The 14437-nt window shown below is 59.5% G+C and carries 13 protein-coding genes; 6 read left to right on the top strand and 7 right to left on the bottom strand.

Annotated features, from left to right (window positions below; genetic code table 11):
* Positions 1–115: 115 nt before the first annotated feature.
* From mdtD to yccS, 4 genes are all read left to right on the top strand, one after another.
* A complete protein-coding gene (gene mdtD / locus ABH912_RS22740) occupies positions 116–1543 on the top strand; it encodes a multidrug transporter subunit MdtD (RefSeq protein ID WP_033060371.1) in 1428 nt (475 codons plus the stop codon).
* A gap of 105 nt (positions 1544–1648) precedes the next feature.
* On the top strand, positions 1649–2986 hold the full coding sequence (gene dbpA, locus ABH912_RS22735) for an ATP-dependent RNA helicase DbpA (RefSeq protein WP_231670575.1): 1338 nt from the start codon (positions 1649–1651) through the stop codon (positions 2984–2986).
* Positions 2987–3130: 144 nt separating this feature from the next.
* Positions 3131–4309, top strand: coding sequence for an NAD(P)/FAD-dependent oxidoreductase (locus tag ABH912_RS22730; protein ID WP_429511710.1), 1179 nt, complete (start codon positions 3131–3133; stop codon positions 4307–4309).
* Between the two features lie 288 nt (positions 4310–4597).
* Entirely contained in the window at positions 4598–6781 is a 2184-nt protein-coding gene (yccS, locus tag ABH912_RS22725) for a YccS family putative transporter (protein WP_429511709.1), read from the top strand.
* A gap of 15 nt (positions 6782–6796) precedes the next feature.
* On the opposite strand, the gene ABH912_RS22720 is transcribed toward yccS, so the two are convergent.
* On the bottom strand, positions 6797–7534 hold the full coding sequence (locus tag ABH912_RS22720; protein ID WP_429511708.1) for a substrate-binding periplasmic protein: 738 nt from the start codon (positions 7532–7534) through the stop codon (positions 6797–6799).
* Positions 7535–7791: 257 nt separating this feature from the next.
* On the opposite strand from ABH912_RS22720, the gene ABH912_RS22715 reads away from it, so the two are divergent.
* Positions 7792–8244 (top strand): GNAT family N-acetyltransferase, encoded by a 453-nt coding sequence (locus ABH912_RS22715; RefSeq protein ID WP_429511707.1) that lies wholly within the window; start codon positions 7792–7794, stop codon positions 8242–8244.
* Between the two features lie 110 nt (positions 8245–8354).
* Here ABH912_RS22715 and ABH912_RS22710 read toward each other — a convergent pair whose 3' ends face one another.
* Genes ABH912_RS22710 through ABH912_RS22700 form a run of 3 tightly spaced genes read right to left on the bottom strand, consistent with a single transcriptional unit; the run spans position 8355 to position 11343 of the window.
* Positions 8355–8651, bottom strand: a complete 297-nt coding sequence (locus ABH912_RS22710; protein WP_007894945.1) for a winged helix-turn-helix domain-containing protein — start codon at positions 8649–8651, stop codon at positions 8355–8357.
* A 31-nt stretch (positions 8652–8682) separates the two neighbouring features.
* Positions 8683–9174, bottom strand: coding sequence for a M48 metallopeptidase family protein (locus tag ABH912_RS22705; RefSeq protein WP_033060381.1), 492 nt, complete (start codon positions 9172–9174; stop codon positions 8683–8685).
* 45 nt (positions 9175–9219) lie between these two features.
* On the bottom strand, positions 9220–11343 hold the full coding sequence (locus tag ABH912_RS22700; protein ID WP_429511706.1) for a putative bifunctional diguanylate cyclase/phosphodiesterase: 2124 nt from the start codon (positions 11341–11343) through the stop codon (positions 9220–9222).
* Positions 11344–11666: 323 nt separating this feature from the next.
* Between ABH912_RS22700 and ABH912_RS22695 the strand changes: the two genes are divergently transcribed.
* Positions 11667–12335 (top strand): polysaccharide lyase family 7 protein, encoded by a 669-nt coding sequence (locus ABH912_RS22695; protein ID WP_033060384.1) that lies wholly within the window; start codon positions 11667–11669, stop codon positions 12333–12335.
* Between the two features lie 150 nt (positions 12336–12485).
* Here the strand turns inward: ABH912_RS22695 and fba are convergent, their stop codons facing one another.
* The 3 genes from fba to ABH912_RS22680 all read right to left on the bottom strand — a co-directional run bounded on the left by fba (position 12486) and on the right by ABH912_RS22680 (position 14414).
* Complete coding sequence (gene fba / locus ABH912_RS22690; RefSeq protein WP_046045276.1) at positions 12486–13550, bottom strand: class II fructose-bisphosphate aldolase; 1065 nt, start codon at positions 13548–13550, stop codon at positions 12486–12488.
* A 253-nt stretch (positions 13551–13803) separates the two neighbouring features.
* On the bottom strand, positions 13804–14136 hold the full coding sequence (locus tag ABH912_RS22685; protein WP_429511705.1) for an MliC family protein: 333 nt from the start codon (positions 14134–14136) through the stop codon (positions 13804–13806).
* A 56-nt stretch (positions 14137–14192) separates the two neighbouring features.
* A complete protein-coding gene (locus ABH912_RS22680) occupies positions 14193–14414 on the bottom strand; it encodes a hypothetical protein (RefSeq protein ID WP_033060389.1) in 222 nt (73 codons plus the stop codon).
* Positions 14415–14437 lie beyond the last annotated feature (23 nt).

Genomic DNA, 14437 nt, shown 5'->3' with positions numbered 1-14437 from the left:
TAAACCGCATTCTCAGGATTTACGACTGCTTCGCAGCCGAGCGGGAGCAAGCTCCCTCGCCACAGAGTCAGTGCCAGCCTTGACCTTGCATTAATTTCAACCCACAAGAGGTCCCATGCCCAACCGCCCGCCTCTCGACGCTGTCACCGCCCGTTGGGTGCCGTGGGTCGTCGCCATCGCGTTTTTCATGCAATCCCTCGACGGGACCATCCTCAACACCGCCCTGCCCGCCATGGCCCGCGACCTCGCCGAAGACCCGTTGCGCATGCAGGGCGTGATCATCGCCTACATGCTCACCGTCGCCTTGCTGATCCCCGCCTCGGGCTGGATTGCCGACCGTTTCGGCACCAAGAAAATCTTCTTCAGCGCGATCCTGCTATTCAGCCTCGGCTCATTGCTCTGCGCACTGTCGAGCACCCTGAGCATGTTGAATGGCGCGCGGGTGATTCAGGGCCTGGGCGGTGCGCTGATGTTGCCGGTCGGACGGTTGGTGGTACTGCGTGCCTACCCGCGCTCGGATCTGGTGCGGATCATGGGTTTCATCACCATTCCCGGCCTGCTCGGCCCGTTGATCGGCCCGACCATGGGCGGTTGGATGGTGGAATACCTGACGTGGCACTGGATCTTCCTGATCAACCTGCCGGTGGGCGCTGTCGGTTGTTACGCGGTGTGGAAATTCATCCCCGACCTGCGCGGCACCGAACGCACCCGCTTCGATAGCCTGGGCTTTTTACTGTTCGGCGCGGCGATGGTGCTGATCACCATCGCCATGGAAGGCCTCGGCGAATTGCACCTGCCGCACTTGCGCGTGATGTTGCTGCTGTTCGCCGGCATGGCGTGTCTGGCGGCGTACTGGTTGCGGGCCGGGCACATCGAAAATCCGCTGTTCGCACCGTCGTTGTTCAAGACCCGGACGTTTGCCGTGGGCATCCTTGGCAACCTGTTCGCCCGACTGGGCAGCGGCGCCCTGCCGTTTCTCGTACCGTTGCTGCTGCAAGTGGCGCTGGGTTATTCGCCGTCCCAGGCCGGGATGAGCATGTTGCCGCTGGCGGCGGCAGCGATGGTTGCCAAGTCGGTGGCGCGACCGCTGATCGAGCGTTTGGGCTATCGCATCGTCCTCACCGGTAACACGTTGGCACTGGGACTCATGCTGGCGAGCATGGGCCTGGTCAGCGAGCAAACGCCGTATTGGTTGCTGTTGGTGATGCTATCGATTCTGGGGGCGATCAATTCGCTGCAGTTCACCGCCATGAACACCGTAACCCTGATCGACCTCGACGATGCCAGCGCCAGCAGCGGCAACAGCCTGCTGTCGGTGGTCGCGCAATTGTCCCTGAGCCTGGGTGTTGCCTGTGCCGGTGCGCTGCTCGGCGGCTTCACGGCGGAGATCGGCAACGACGGCGTGGACACCGTTCTGGGCGCGTTCCAGCTGACTTTTGTGACGGTCGGGATCATGGCGATGCTCGCTGCAACCATCTTCTCCCAGCTCTCAAAGGAAGACGGACGGCGCGTCAAGCGTCCGGAAGAACACATAGAGCCTTAGGGCGAATGGCCACCGGGCTGGTACACTGCGCGACATTTTGTTTTGCAGGCCAGTCCCGTGACCACCATCGCCACCGCTTTTAATACTTTGCCGCTGTCCGCCGCCATGCTGGCTAACCTCGACTCCCTCGGTTATGCCCAGATGACGCCGATCCAGGCGCAAAGCTTGCCGGTGATCCTCAAGGGGATGGACCTGATCGCCCAGGCCAAGACCGGCAGCGGCAAGACCGCCGCCTTCGGTATCGGCCTGCTGAACCCGATCAATCCGCGCTTCTTCGGTTGTCAGGCGCTGGTCATTTGCCCGACTCGCGAACTGGCTGACCAGGTTGCCAAGGAAATCCGTCGCCTGGCCCGTTCCGAAGACAACATCAAGGTCCTGACCCTGTGTGGCGGCGTTTCCTTCGGCCCGCAGATCGGCTCGCTGGAGCACGGCGCGCACATCATCGTCGGTACCCCGGGCCGCATCCAGCAGCATTTGCGCAAAGGTTCGCTGGTCCTTCATGGCCTGAACACGCTGATCCTCGACGAAGCCGACCGCATGCTCGACATGGGTTTCTACGACTCCATCGAAGAAATCATTGCCCAGACCCCGGAGCGCCGCCAGACCCTGCTGTTCTCCGCCACCTATCCGACGGGCATCAAGCAACTGGCTGCGAAGTTCATGCGCAACCCGCAGATCGTGAAGGCCGAGGCGTTCCACGACGACACGCAGATCGAGCAGCGTTTCTACGAGATTTCCCCGGAAGAGCGCATGGACGCCGTGGTCAAAGTCCTCGCGCATCACCGTCCGGCCTCCTGTGTCGCGTTCTGCTTCACCAAGCAGCAGGTTCAGGAAACCGTTGATCACCTGACCTCCAAAGGCATCTCCGCCGTCGGCCTGCATGGCGATCTGGAACAGCGTGACCGTGACCAGGTATTGGCCATGTTCGCCAACCGCAGTACTTCGGTACTGGTCGCCACCGACGTCGCCGCTCGCGGTCTGGACATCGATGCGCTGGACATGGTGATCAACGTCGAACTGGCCCGTGATTCGGAAATCCACATCCACCGTGTTGGCCGTACCGGTCGTGCTGGTGAGAAAGGGATTGCGATCAGCCTGGTCGCACCGTCCGAAGCGCACCGCGCCCAAGCCATCGAGCTACTGCAGAAGTCGCCGTTGAGCTGGGACCAGCTGGATAACCTCAAATCCCAGGGCGGCACACCGCTGCTGCCGGTGATGAGCACGCTGGTCATCGGCGCTGGCCGTAAAGACAAGGTGCGTCCGGGCGACATTCTTGGCGCACTGACGGGCGATGCCGGTATTCCAGGCGCTCAGGTCGGCAAGATCGCGATTTTCGACTTCCAGGCCTATGTGGCTGTGGAACGCGGGATCGCCAAGCAAGCCTTGCAGCGTCTGAATGACGGCAAGATCAAAGGCCGTTCGCTGCGCGTGCGTATCCTGTAAAACCGCCACCGCCCCTGTAGGAGCGAGGCTTGCCCGCGAAAAACGATTACACGGTGAATCAGATAGACCAAGTTATCGTTCTTCGCGGGCAAGCCTCGCTCCTACAGGTGGCGGGTCAGCTTTGAGATTTGTGAGGACACCGTTTTGCGCTCTACCGAAGTCGTGATCATTGGCGCTGGCGCCGCAGGTTTGATGTGTGCGCTGACCGCCGCCGGGCGCGGGCGCAAGGTGATGTTGCTCGACCATGCGAACAAGGCCGGCAAGAAAATCCTGATGTCGGGCGGTGGACGCTGTAATTTCACCAACATGTACACCGAACCGGGCAATTTCCTCTCGCAGAACGAGCACTTCTGCAAATCCGCCCTGGCGCGCTACACCCAGTGGGATTTCATCGGCATGGTCGCCAAACACGGCGTGCCGTACCACGAGAAGAAACTCGGCCAGCTGTTCTGCGATAACAAATCCAGCGACATCCTTGAAATGCTGCTCAACGAGTGCGATCAGGTCGGCGTCAGCCTGCACCTGGACACCTCGATCCAGCACATCGAGAAAATGGAAAGCGGCTACCTGCTGCAAACCACCCTCGATCAGATCACCTGCGAATCGTTAGTAATCGCCACTGGCGGCTTGTCGATCCCGACACTGGGTGCGACCGGTTTCGGTTATCAGGTGGCCAAGCAATTCGGTCACGACTTGCTGCCGACCCGCGCCGGGCTGGTGCCGTTCACCATCACCGATCAGCTAAAGGAGCTTTGCACCGAACTGTCCGGCACGTCGGTGGATTGCCTGGTGAGCTGCAATGAGCAGAGTTTCCGCGAGAACATCCTGTTCACCCACCGCGGCCTCAGTGGTCCGGCGATTTTGCAGATTTCATCGTTCTGGGAATCCGGCGACACGGTAGAGATCAACCTCATGCCCGACCATGACGTGCCGACCTGGCTGCAACAGCAGCAAGCCGAACGTCCTAACAGCGAGCTGAAAACCCTGTTGGGGGAAATCTTCACCAAGAAGATGGCCAACCTGCTGGCAGACAACTGGTTCGTCTCCAAACCGATGAAGCAATACACCCACGCGGAAATTGCCGACATCGCCGAAAAACTGGCGAGCTGGAAAGTGGTTCCGGCCGGCACTGAAGGCTATCGCACCGCTGAAGTGACATTGGGCGGCGTCGATACCAACGAGGTGTCGTCCAAGACCATGGAATCGCTGAAAAGCCCAGGGCTGTATTTCATCGGCGAAGTGCTCGACGTGACCGGGCATTTGGGCGGCTTCAACTTCCAGTGGGCCTGGGCCTCGGGTTACGCCGCCGCGCAGTACGTCTGACCCGCATCAAAATGGGATGGCGCTTTTGTGGCGAGGGAGCTTGCTCCCGCTGGCCTGCGCAGCAGGCCCAAAACCTGCCATCACCGTTTGTCTGACACATCCCATGCACAGGATTTACGACGGCTGCGCCGCCGAGCGGGAGCAAGCTCCCTCGCCACAGGTTCAATGCAGACCTGACATCTCCTCCAAGAAGGAACAGATTTTGCTGTCAGATGTGATCGGCGCCATTGCGTCGACGTCATTACTGGCTCAATTTAGCGTCATTGCCTCGGAAGGCCCTCGCACTTCATGTCATCGACCCCCTTAAGTCAGTCTCTGCGTCGCCTCTGGGCGCTGGATAAATTCAGCTACAGCGTGCGGGTGTTCATCGCCCTGACCGGCAGCATGGCGCTGTGTTGGTACAAGGATGAAATGGGGCTGCTGATCCCGCTGTTCCTCGGGATCATCGCCAGCGCCCTGGCCGAGACCGACGACAGTTGGCAGGGCCGCCTTAACGCACTGGCTGTGACGCTGGTGTGTTTCAGCGTCGCCGCCCTCTCCGTCGAACTGCTCTTCCCCTATCCCGTCGTTTTTGTCATCGCCCTGGCCCTGGCCAGTTTCGGCCTGACCATGCTCGGCGCCTTGGGTGAACGCTATGGCGCGATTGCCTCGGCAACGTTGATTCTCTCGGTCTACACCATGATCGGCGTGGACCAGCGCGGCGGTGCAGTCACCGACTTCTGGCACGAGCCGGTGCTGCTGGTGGCCGGTGCGGCCTGGTACGGTTTGCTCTCGGTGCTGTGGCAGGCGATGTTTTCCAATCAGCCGGTGCAGCAAAGCCTGGCGCGGTTGTTCCGTGAACTGGGTTTTTACCTGAAGCTGAAATCGTCGCTGTTCGAGCCGATCCGGCAGATGGACGTGGAAGCGCGTCGACTGGAACTGGCGCAGCAAAACGGCCGTGTCGTGGCCGCACTGAACGCCGCCAAGGAAATCATCCTGCACCGGGTCGGCAACGGTCGGCCGGGCTCGAAACTCAGCCGTTACCTGAAGCTGTACTTCCTCGCTCAGGACATCCACGAGCGGGCCAGTTCCTCGCACTACCCTTACAACGCCCTGGCCGATGCCTTCTTTCACAGCGACGTGATGTTCCGCTGTCAGCGCCTGCTGCGTCAGCAAGGCAAAGCCTGCCGGGCGCTGGCCGAGTCGATCCAGATGCGCCAGCCGTTCATCTATGACGCCAGCTTCGCCGAAGCCCTGAGCGACCTGCACGCCTCCCTCGAACACCTGCGCATTCAGAGCAACCCGGCGTGGCGCGGATTGTTGCGGTCGTTGCGGGCACTGGCGGCCAACCTTGGCACCCTCGATCGTTTGCTCAGCGACGCCAGCAACCCCGACGCCCTGGCCGACGCTACCGACAGCAGCCTGCTCGACCGTTCGCCCCGTAGCCTCAAGGATGTGTGGATTCGGTTACGCACGCAGCTGACGCCAACCTCGTTATTGTTCCGTCACGCACTGCGTTTGCCCCTGGCCTTGAGCATCGGCTACGGGATGGTGCATTTGATCCACCCGTCCCAGGGTTACTGGATCATCCTCACCACGCTGTTTGTCTGCCAGCCAAACTACGGCGCCACCCGCCGCAAACTCGGCCAGCGGATCATCGGCACCGCCATCGGCCTGACCGTGGCCTGGGCGCTGTTCGATCTGTTTCCGAATCCCTTGGTCCAGTCGTGCTTCGCGATCGCCGCCGGGGTGGTGTTCTTTATCTACCGCACCACCCGCTACACCTTGGCGACGGCCGCGATCACCTTGATGGTGCTGTTCTGCTTCAACCAGGTCGGGGATGGTTACGGGCTGTTCCTGCCGCGGTTGTTCGATACCTTGCTGGGCAGCCTGATCGCCGGGCTGGCGGTGTTCCTGTTCCTGCCGGACTGGCAGGGCCGTCGCCTGAATAAAGTGCTGGCCAACACCCTGACGTGCAACAGCATTTACCTGCGCCAGATCATGCAGCAATACGCCGCCGGCAAAAGCGACGACCTCGCGTATCGCCTGGCCCGACGCAATGCGCACAACGCTGACGCCGCACTGTCGACGACGCTCGCCAACATGCTGATGGAACCGGGGCATTTCCGTAAGGAAGCAGATGTCGGGTTCCGCTTCCTGGTGCTGTCGCACACCTTGCTCAGTTATTTGTCCGGACTGGGCGCACACCGGGAAACCCAGCTACCGCCCGACGTGCGCGAGCATTTGATCGACGGTGCCGGGGTGAAACTGGCCGCCAGCATCGATGAGATTGCCCAGGGGTTGGCGAGCAAACAGCCGATTGCGATTCAAAGCGATGAGGAAGAGGCGCTGGCCAATACGCTTGAACAGATGCCGGACGAAATCGATGAAGGCCAACGGCTGGTGCAGACGCAGTTGGGGTTGATCTGCCGTCAGCTTGGGCCATTGCGCACGTTGGCAGCGCACCTCATCAAGGAAACGAGTGAGGATTGAGCGTGGGACCGGCGCTCACATCCCGTGTTGTTTTATCAACCGCTGATAACTCCCATCCACTTTCATTGCCGCGATCTCGCGGTCAAAACCGGCGACGATCTGTTCATGCCCGGGGTTCTTCAGGCTGACCAGGATGTGCAGGCTGTTCTCGCTCAATGGCTTGGGCAAAAACTCCACGGCATTGCGCACTTTGGTTGATTCCCGGGCCAGGAAGTAACGCGCGACGTATTCGTCTTCCAGCGTCAATTTGACCCGGTCGGCGGCGACCATGCGCACCGCCATGGAGAAGCTGTGCACCGGGACTTTCTGCAGTGACACGTCGTCATCGAACTCCGACGAATAGGCGTAACCGCGCACCACCGCTATCGGGTAGGTATGCAGTTGTTGCAGGTTGTTGTATTCGATCGGTGTGTCTTTGCGCTTGAGAAAGCGCACCCGGTTGAGCAGGTATTCGCCGGAAAACTGGCCAAGTTTCGTACGATCATCGGTGTACCAGGCGTTGACCAACACGTCGTATCGACCCTCGCCAACCCCCAGCAAGGCCCGCGCCCAAGGCACTTGTTCAAAGTCACTGGCATAACCGGCCCGGGCCAGTGCTGTGCTGACGATGTCCGTGGCCAACCCACCGTTGACCAGCGTGGCATCGGTAAAGGGCGGCCAGGCATCGGCTACCAATCGCAGCTTTTCCGCTGCCGCACTTTGAGTCAGCAACAGCAACCCAATCAAAGCAAAGGCTCGATGCAATCGCGGCATGCTAGAAAATCCTTAGCGGGCGGGACGCCCGACGTGTTTTCAGCCAAAACTCCAAGGCCCCCGTACTGCCAAACCCAAGTACTAACACTAGCTCATCGAAGCCAACGCACAGCGCTTCATCTCAGATTACACAAACAAGACAAGGCCGCGCGAAATGAATGATGGCATTTTGGCCTTTGTCACAGATTTCTATGCAATAAAGACATCTTTCGCTTGGGCGCTTAGTATCGGAGCGACGATGTTCAAGGAGCGTGAAGATGACAATCGATTGGGTCTGCAAACACCACAGCGATCTGGGCAAAGAGCAGCTGTACGCCATTCTGCAGCTGCGCGTAGAGGTGTTTATCGTTGAGCAGAAATGTGCCTATCAGGACGTCGATGGCCAGGACCTGGAAGGTGACACCTGCCATTTGATGGCTTGGGACGGGGATCGGCTGGTGGCGTACCTGCGGTTGCTCGACCCGGAGTTACAGGGTGGCGACGTGGTCATCGGGCGGGTGATCATTGCCCCTCAAGCGCGCGGTGCAGGGCTTGGGCATGAGCTGATGGCGCAGGCGTTGAAACAGGCTGAAAAGCGCTGGCCCGAAGTACCGATCTATCTCTCGGCCCAGGCGCATTTGCAGGGGTATTACGGGCGGTATGGGTTTGTGGTGGCGGGTGAGGAATTTCTCGAGGATGACATTCCGCATATCGGGATGCGTCGTCCCTGAAGGCCCTATCGCGAGCAAGCTCGCTCCCACAGGGATCACCTCAATCCTGTGGGAGCGAGCTTGCTCCGGGCGGCGATCCGACGATGGCGTCAGCTCAGTCAGCGCAGGAACTAGGGATACTCCAGCACCGCTTTGATCTGCCGAAGATTGCGCTCGATCCACCCCCGATCAATCGCCCCCCACTCGCGAATCCGATAACGCCCGGCATGATTGCGCGCCCCTTCTTCCTGCTCGAACTCGCAAACAATATCCAGATCCGCCAACGCTGCGATGGTGTCCTGCGCCGTGCGCCGGGGCATGCCGGTGACTTCGGTCAACGCCGGAACGCTACTGGCCAGCCCGCTATCAATCAGGTACGCCACGTACAACCGGCGATAGAAGCTGCTCTTGGTCTTGCTTACATCCATCTAAACACTCCCGGCTGCGATATTTTGATCGCTATTGCATGTCCCGCCACGTCAGGTAAACCCGCACATCGAACTCCACCTGGTGATACCCCGGCAACATGTGTTCGCACAGCTTGTAGAACGCCTTGTTGTGATCCGACTCTTTGAAGTGCGCCAGTTCATGCACCACGATCATTTTCAGAAACTCGGCCGGCGCCTCCTTGAACAATGAAGCCACACGAATTTCTTTCTTGGCCTTGAGCTTGCCGCCCTGCACCCGGGATATCGCGGTGTGCAATCCGAGGGCGCGGTGGGTCAGGTCCAAACGGTTGTCGAACAACACCTTGTCGATGGCCGGGGCGTTACGCAGGTATTCCTGCTTGAGGTCCAGCGTATAGGTGTACAACGCCTTGTCGCTCTGTACCCGGTGTTTTTCCGGGTAACGCTGGCTCAGGTAGTCGCCCAGCCGACCGTCGGCGATCAGCTGGCGCACTTGGTCCTGCAGTGCTGCAGGATAGGCCTGGAGGTATTTCAACGCGGTCATTGGGGCGGCAACACGATTCACGAAAAGGTCGCCAGTGTAGCGAATTCAGGCGGTCAGCGTGTTCCAGTCGAATGGCCGCACAAAGTCGCCGACGTCCTCGGCCATCATCGGCCGTGCGACCAGAAACCCTTGCACGTACTCGCAACCATTGGCTTTCAGCCACCGATATTGCGCAACAGTTTCAACCCCTTCGGCAATCACCAGCATCCCGTACTCCTTGCACAGCTCGATCACATTGCGCACCAGCGCCGCATCGCGTGAGGACTCCGGAAGTCGGGCAATCAAATGCCGGTCGAATTTGAGCGTATCCAACTCCAGATCACGCAGATGAGACAGCGAACACAGCCCGGAACCAAAGTCATCCAGGGCCACCCGCACCCCCAGGTTACGCAGCAGGCGCAGCTGTTTGCGGGTTTCCTCGGCGTTTTGCATCAAGGCCTCTTCGGTGACCTCGACTTCCAGATGGCCCGCCTGCAAACCATGGCGCTCCAGCACCTGGCGCAACTCGGTGACCAGATTGGGCATGCCGAACTGCGTGCTGCTCAAACTGACGCCCAACACCAGGTCGTCGGCAAACAAGGTTTCCCAGGCTTTTCGCTGGCTCGCCCCTTGTTGATAGATCCAGCTGCCCAGGTGACTGATCAACCGCGCCTCTTCCAGCAATGGCAAAAACAGCCCCGGCGGTACATCGCCGACGCTCGGGTGCTGCCAGCGGATCAGCGCTTCGAACCCGCGAATCTGCCCGCTGGCAATGGCCACCTGAGGTTGATACACCAAATTGAAATCACGGTTCTCGATCGCCGCGCGCACACTTTCTTCGAGCATCAGTCGCGAGCGCGCCCGGCCGTTCATTTCGTGATCGTAGAAACGATATTGCTGACGGCCGGCGCGCTTGGCTTCGTACATGGCGATGTCAGATGCGCGCAGCAAACCGTCAAGATTGGAACCGCAATCCGGGTACGTCGCAATGCCAATGCTGGCGCCCAGCGCGATATCCAGACCATCGATCTGCTGACAGATCGACACCCGCTCAATCAGCTTCTCGGCAATCTTCGCCGCTTGCTCGGGGAATTCCAGGTCCAGCAACGCGGTGAATTCATCACCGCCCATGCGCGCCAGAATGTCGAAGGGCCGCAGACAGGCCTTCAACTGCTCGGACACCCAACGCAGCGCCCGATCGCCGGCATCGTGACCGAGGGAATCGTTGACCCGTTTGAAGCCGTCGAGATCCAGATACAGCAGCACCCAGGCGCTGTCGGAGCGGTCGCCACGCAACAGCAGGTTTTCCGCCGTCTGGTAAAAACCGCGACGATTGAGCAGACCGGTCAAGGGGTCAGTGACCGCCTGGAACTCCAGTTGCTGATGCAGATGGCGCACCACCGACATGTCCAGCACCGTCACCACCATCGCATGTTGTTCGCTGGGCAACGGTGCGCAGGACAGTGCCACGGGCACCTGCTGGCCGGGCGCCGTACGCAGCAATGCATCGTGCAGACGCAGGATTTCGCCGCGTTTGTAACCGGCGAACAACTCAGAGTCGGCCCAGACCGGGATGTGCGGCTTTTGCAGGAAATCCAGGAACTCTTTGCCTTGCAGGTCTTGCAGCGTGGCATTGAGCAGCCGCGACATCGCCGGATTGGCAAAGCGGATCAGACCGTCCTCACCGACCACCAGGATGCCTTCGGCGGCATTGTCGAGCACCGAGGCATTAAACGCGCGTGCGACCTCCAGATCGTGGCTCAGGCGCTGCAACGCACGGCGATTGCGCTGATGCTCGAGCAGCGCCTGGACTTTGGGCTTGAGAATTTGCGGGTCGAACGGTTTGAACAGGTAATCCACCGCACCACTGGCATAGCCCTTGATGACGGCGTCCTGGGATTGTTCGTTGGCGGTAAGGAAAATGATCGGCGTGAGGCGGGTTCGTTGGCTGCCGCGCATCAGGCGTGCCACTTCAAAACCGTCCATGCCCGGCATCTGCACATCCAGCAGCACCAGGTCGATATCGTGTTCGAGTAACAGACTGAGCGCCTCGAAGCCCGAGGCGGCGGTCATGACCTGCCAGTCCTCGCGCTGCAACAACGCCCGCATGCTGATCAGGTTTTCAGGATAATCATCGACGATTAAAAGGATTGAGTTGCCTTCAGCTGGCGTGGGTTGCGCGCATTCCATGCTGCTTCTCTTATGCGGGACGTCAGGCCGGTTTCTCGTGAAAACCGGACAAATACTAAGCCTTCACTCTAGACCGGGTTCCGCAAAAGCAGAAGCTATCAGTACGCCATCATTTAACCAAAGCGTTCATTTGCCGACTAACGGTCAGCGCCACAGCCCCCTAAAACCGGGAAAGATGGCCTTTTAACAGGATTTTGACGTCACCCGTTTGTCATTTACGCATTAACAAATTGAACTTCTACGATTATAAGGACTACCCCCAAGGCGCGCGCCAGAGCTTCTGGAACGTGCGTGCAATAAAAAAACCGTGGAAGCTTTTGTCTATGATTGATCTCGCAACCTGGAACCTCAGCGTTCCCGTCGGCAATCCGCCGTACACCGTTGAAACGTCAAAACTGGTGGATGGCTTCAAGGATCAATACTTCCACTCCAACACCGGCACCTTGTTTTTCTGGACCCCGGTCACCGGCTCCACAACTGAAAACGCAAAGTATCCCCGCACCGAACTTCGCGAAACCTACAGCAATGGCACCCTGAAAAACTGGCTCTACCCGGACGCCGACAACACCCTGCGCGCTACCCTGGCGGTGAACCAGGTACCGAGTTCGGGGAAGATCGTCATCGGCCAGATCCACGCCTATGAAAGCCAGAAGCCCCTGGTGAAGCTCGAGTATCAGTACTCGACCAGTACGAAGTCAGGCATCCTCGTCGCCAAGGTGCGTATGCGCCCGGATGACAGTGAAGCGCGGATCATCACTATCGCCACCGGGGTGAAACTGGATCGAGAGTTTTCCTACCTCATCCACCTGAGCCCCAGGGGGGCATTGGGCATTAGCGCTGCAGGCTACCAATGGGACACCGACATCAGTAAGACCTGGAGCGTCAAGCCGCTGTACTTCAAGGCCGGTGTTTATGTGCAGGACCACACCGGGTACACCAGCGAAGGCGGGCAAGTGACGTTCAGCAAGCTGGATATTGATCATGATAAGTAGCCCCCTCGCCACAATGACCGTGCGCGCTCCTACACCGCGGTTGCAGCCACCAAAGTCACCGCTTATAGCCAAGAGTCAGTAGTCAATTTTCAGGCATTAAAAAACCCGCATCGCTGCGGGTTTTTTAATGCCGGTAATAACGCTGAAGGCTTAGTTGACCTTGGCGTTCAACTCACCTTTCAGGTAACGCTGGTACATCGCTTCCAGAGAGATCGGTTTGATCTTCGAAGCATTACCCGCCGTACCAAACGCTTCATAACGTGCGATACACACATCACGCATCGCCGTCACGGTCGCGCCAAAGAATTTACGTGGATCAAACTCGCTCGGGTTGGTAGCCATCAGGCGACGCATCGCACCGGTGGACGCCAGGCGCAGGTCGGTGTCGATGTTGACCTTGCGCACGCCGTGCTTGATGCCTTCGACGATTTCTTCAACCGGTACGCCGTAGGTTTCTTTGATGTCGCCGCCGTACTGGTTGATGATCGCCAGCCAGTCTTGCGGAACCGAAGACGAGCCGTGCATCACCAGGTGGGTGTTCGGGATGCGTTTGTGGATTTCCTTGATGCGGTCGATGGCCAGCACGTCGCCGGTAGGCGGCTTGGTGAACTTGTACGCGCCGTGACTGGTGCCGATGGCGATGGCCAGGGCGTCGACCTGAGTGCGCTTGACGAAGTCAGCGGCTTCTTCCGGGTCGGTCAGCATTTGGCTGTGATCCAGAACGCCTTCGGCGCCGATGCCGTCTTCTTCACCGGCCATGCCGGTTTCCAGCGAACCCAGGCAGCCCAGCTCGCCTTCTACCGATACGCCGCAGGCGTGAGCCAGGGCTACAGTTTGTTGGGTGACGCGGATGTTGTAGTCGTAGTCGGTCGGGGTCTTGCCGTCTTCGCCCAGGGAACCGTCCATCATCACCGAGCTGAAGCCCAGTTGGATGGAGCGCTGGCAGACGTCAGGGCTGGTGCCGTGGTCCTGGTGCATGCACACCGGGATGTGCGGGAACTCTTCGATTGCCGCCAGGATCAGGTGACGCAGGAACGGGGCGCCGGCGTATTTGCGAGCACCGGCCGAAGCCTGGACGATCACCGGGGAGTCAGTCTTGTCAGCGGCTTCCATGATGGCGCGCATCTGCTCAAGGTTGTTGACGTTGAAGGCTGGAACGCCGTAGCCGAACTCGGCTGCGTGGTCCAGCATCTGGCGCATGCTGATAAGTGCCATTGTGTATGTCTCTCCCGGTTTGGGTCGTTAATCGTGCCAGCCTGCCGTAGCGGCGGCGGCTATTCAAGTTATTGCAGATCGGGGGTCAGCCCCGGCCTGCGAATTCGGTGTTGCCTAAATCTTGAGAACCTACACAGATCCACTGTGGGAGCGGGCTTGCTCGCGAATGCGGATTAACATTCAACGTTTATGCAAGCTGACCCACCGCCTTCGCGAGCAAGCCCGCTCCCACATTGGGTCCGTGGTGTGTCAATTACTGCGCTTTACAACCGCGGCCGATCAAATCATTGGTGGCGACCCAGTACACCAGGCCTTCCTCACCTTTTATGTGAAACGCCAGCATGTCGTTGCTGTACAGCGAACCTTCGGCGCCCGGCTCATGCTTCAAGCGGTAGACCTGATCGGCACCGCCCAGGCGAACGTCGACTTCCTTGCGGCTTTCGTCGATGTAGCGCCAGAGCACTCTGGCCTGACTGTCGCAGGTCCAGGTGGTCCAGTTGTCCGTCGATTCGGCCGGTTTGAACAGGTTCAAATTAGCGCAACCTGCCAGCAGAGCCAGCGCCGCAACGGCGATAAAACCTTTCATCCATGTTCCTCGACTGACGACGCACGCCGCCAGCCCTGAGTAAAGTGTCAGACCCGTCAAGGGCAACCATGTTCCTTGGCCGGGGTCTGTGTCTCATATTTATCCAGGCCATCAGGCCCGGAACGCTTGTTGATCACCGGGTTGGTTTCGGCCTGCCAGTCGGCCTGGTAGCAGCCTTTGTCCTGTTCAGGCGTCTCGGGGACCGGCGTGGCTTTGGGGTTACTCCCGCAAGCTGCCAGCGACCCCGCGATAATCAACAGCGCTAATGTTTTGACCATCGGAACACTCCTTTGCCTGGCCA

The organism is Pseudomonas sp. BT76 TE3572 (genome assembly GCF_050435365.1).
GTDB classification, from domain to species: Bacteria; Pseudomonadota; Gammaproteobacteria; order Pseudomonadales; family Pseudomonadaceae; genus Aquipseudomonas; species Aquipseudomonas fluorescens_W.
The sequence above is the reverse complement of the archived record's forward strand: the minus strand, read 5'-3'. Positions and strand labels throughout refer to the sequence as shown.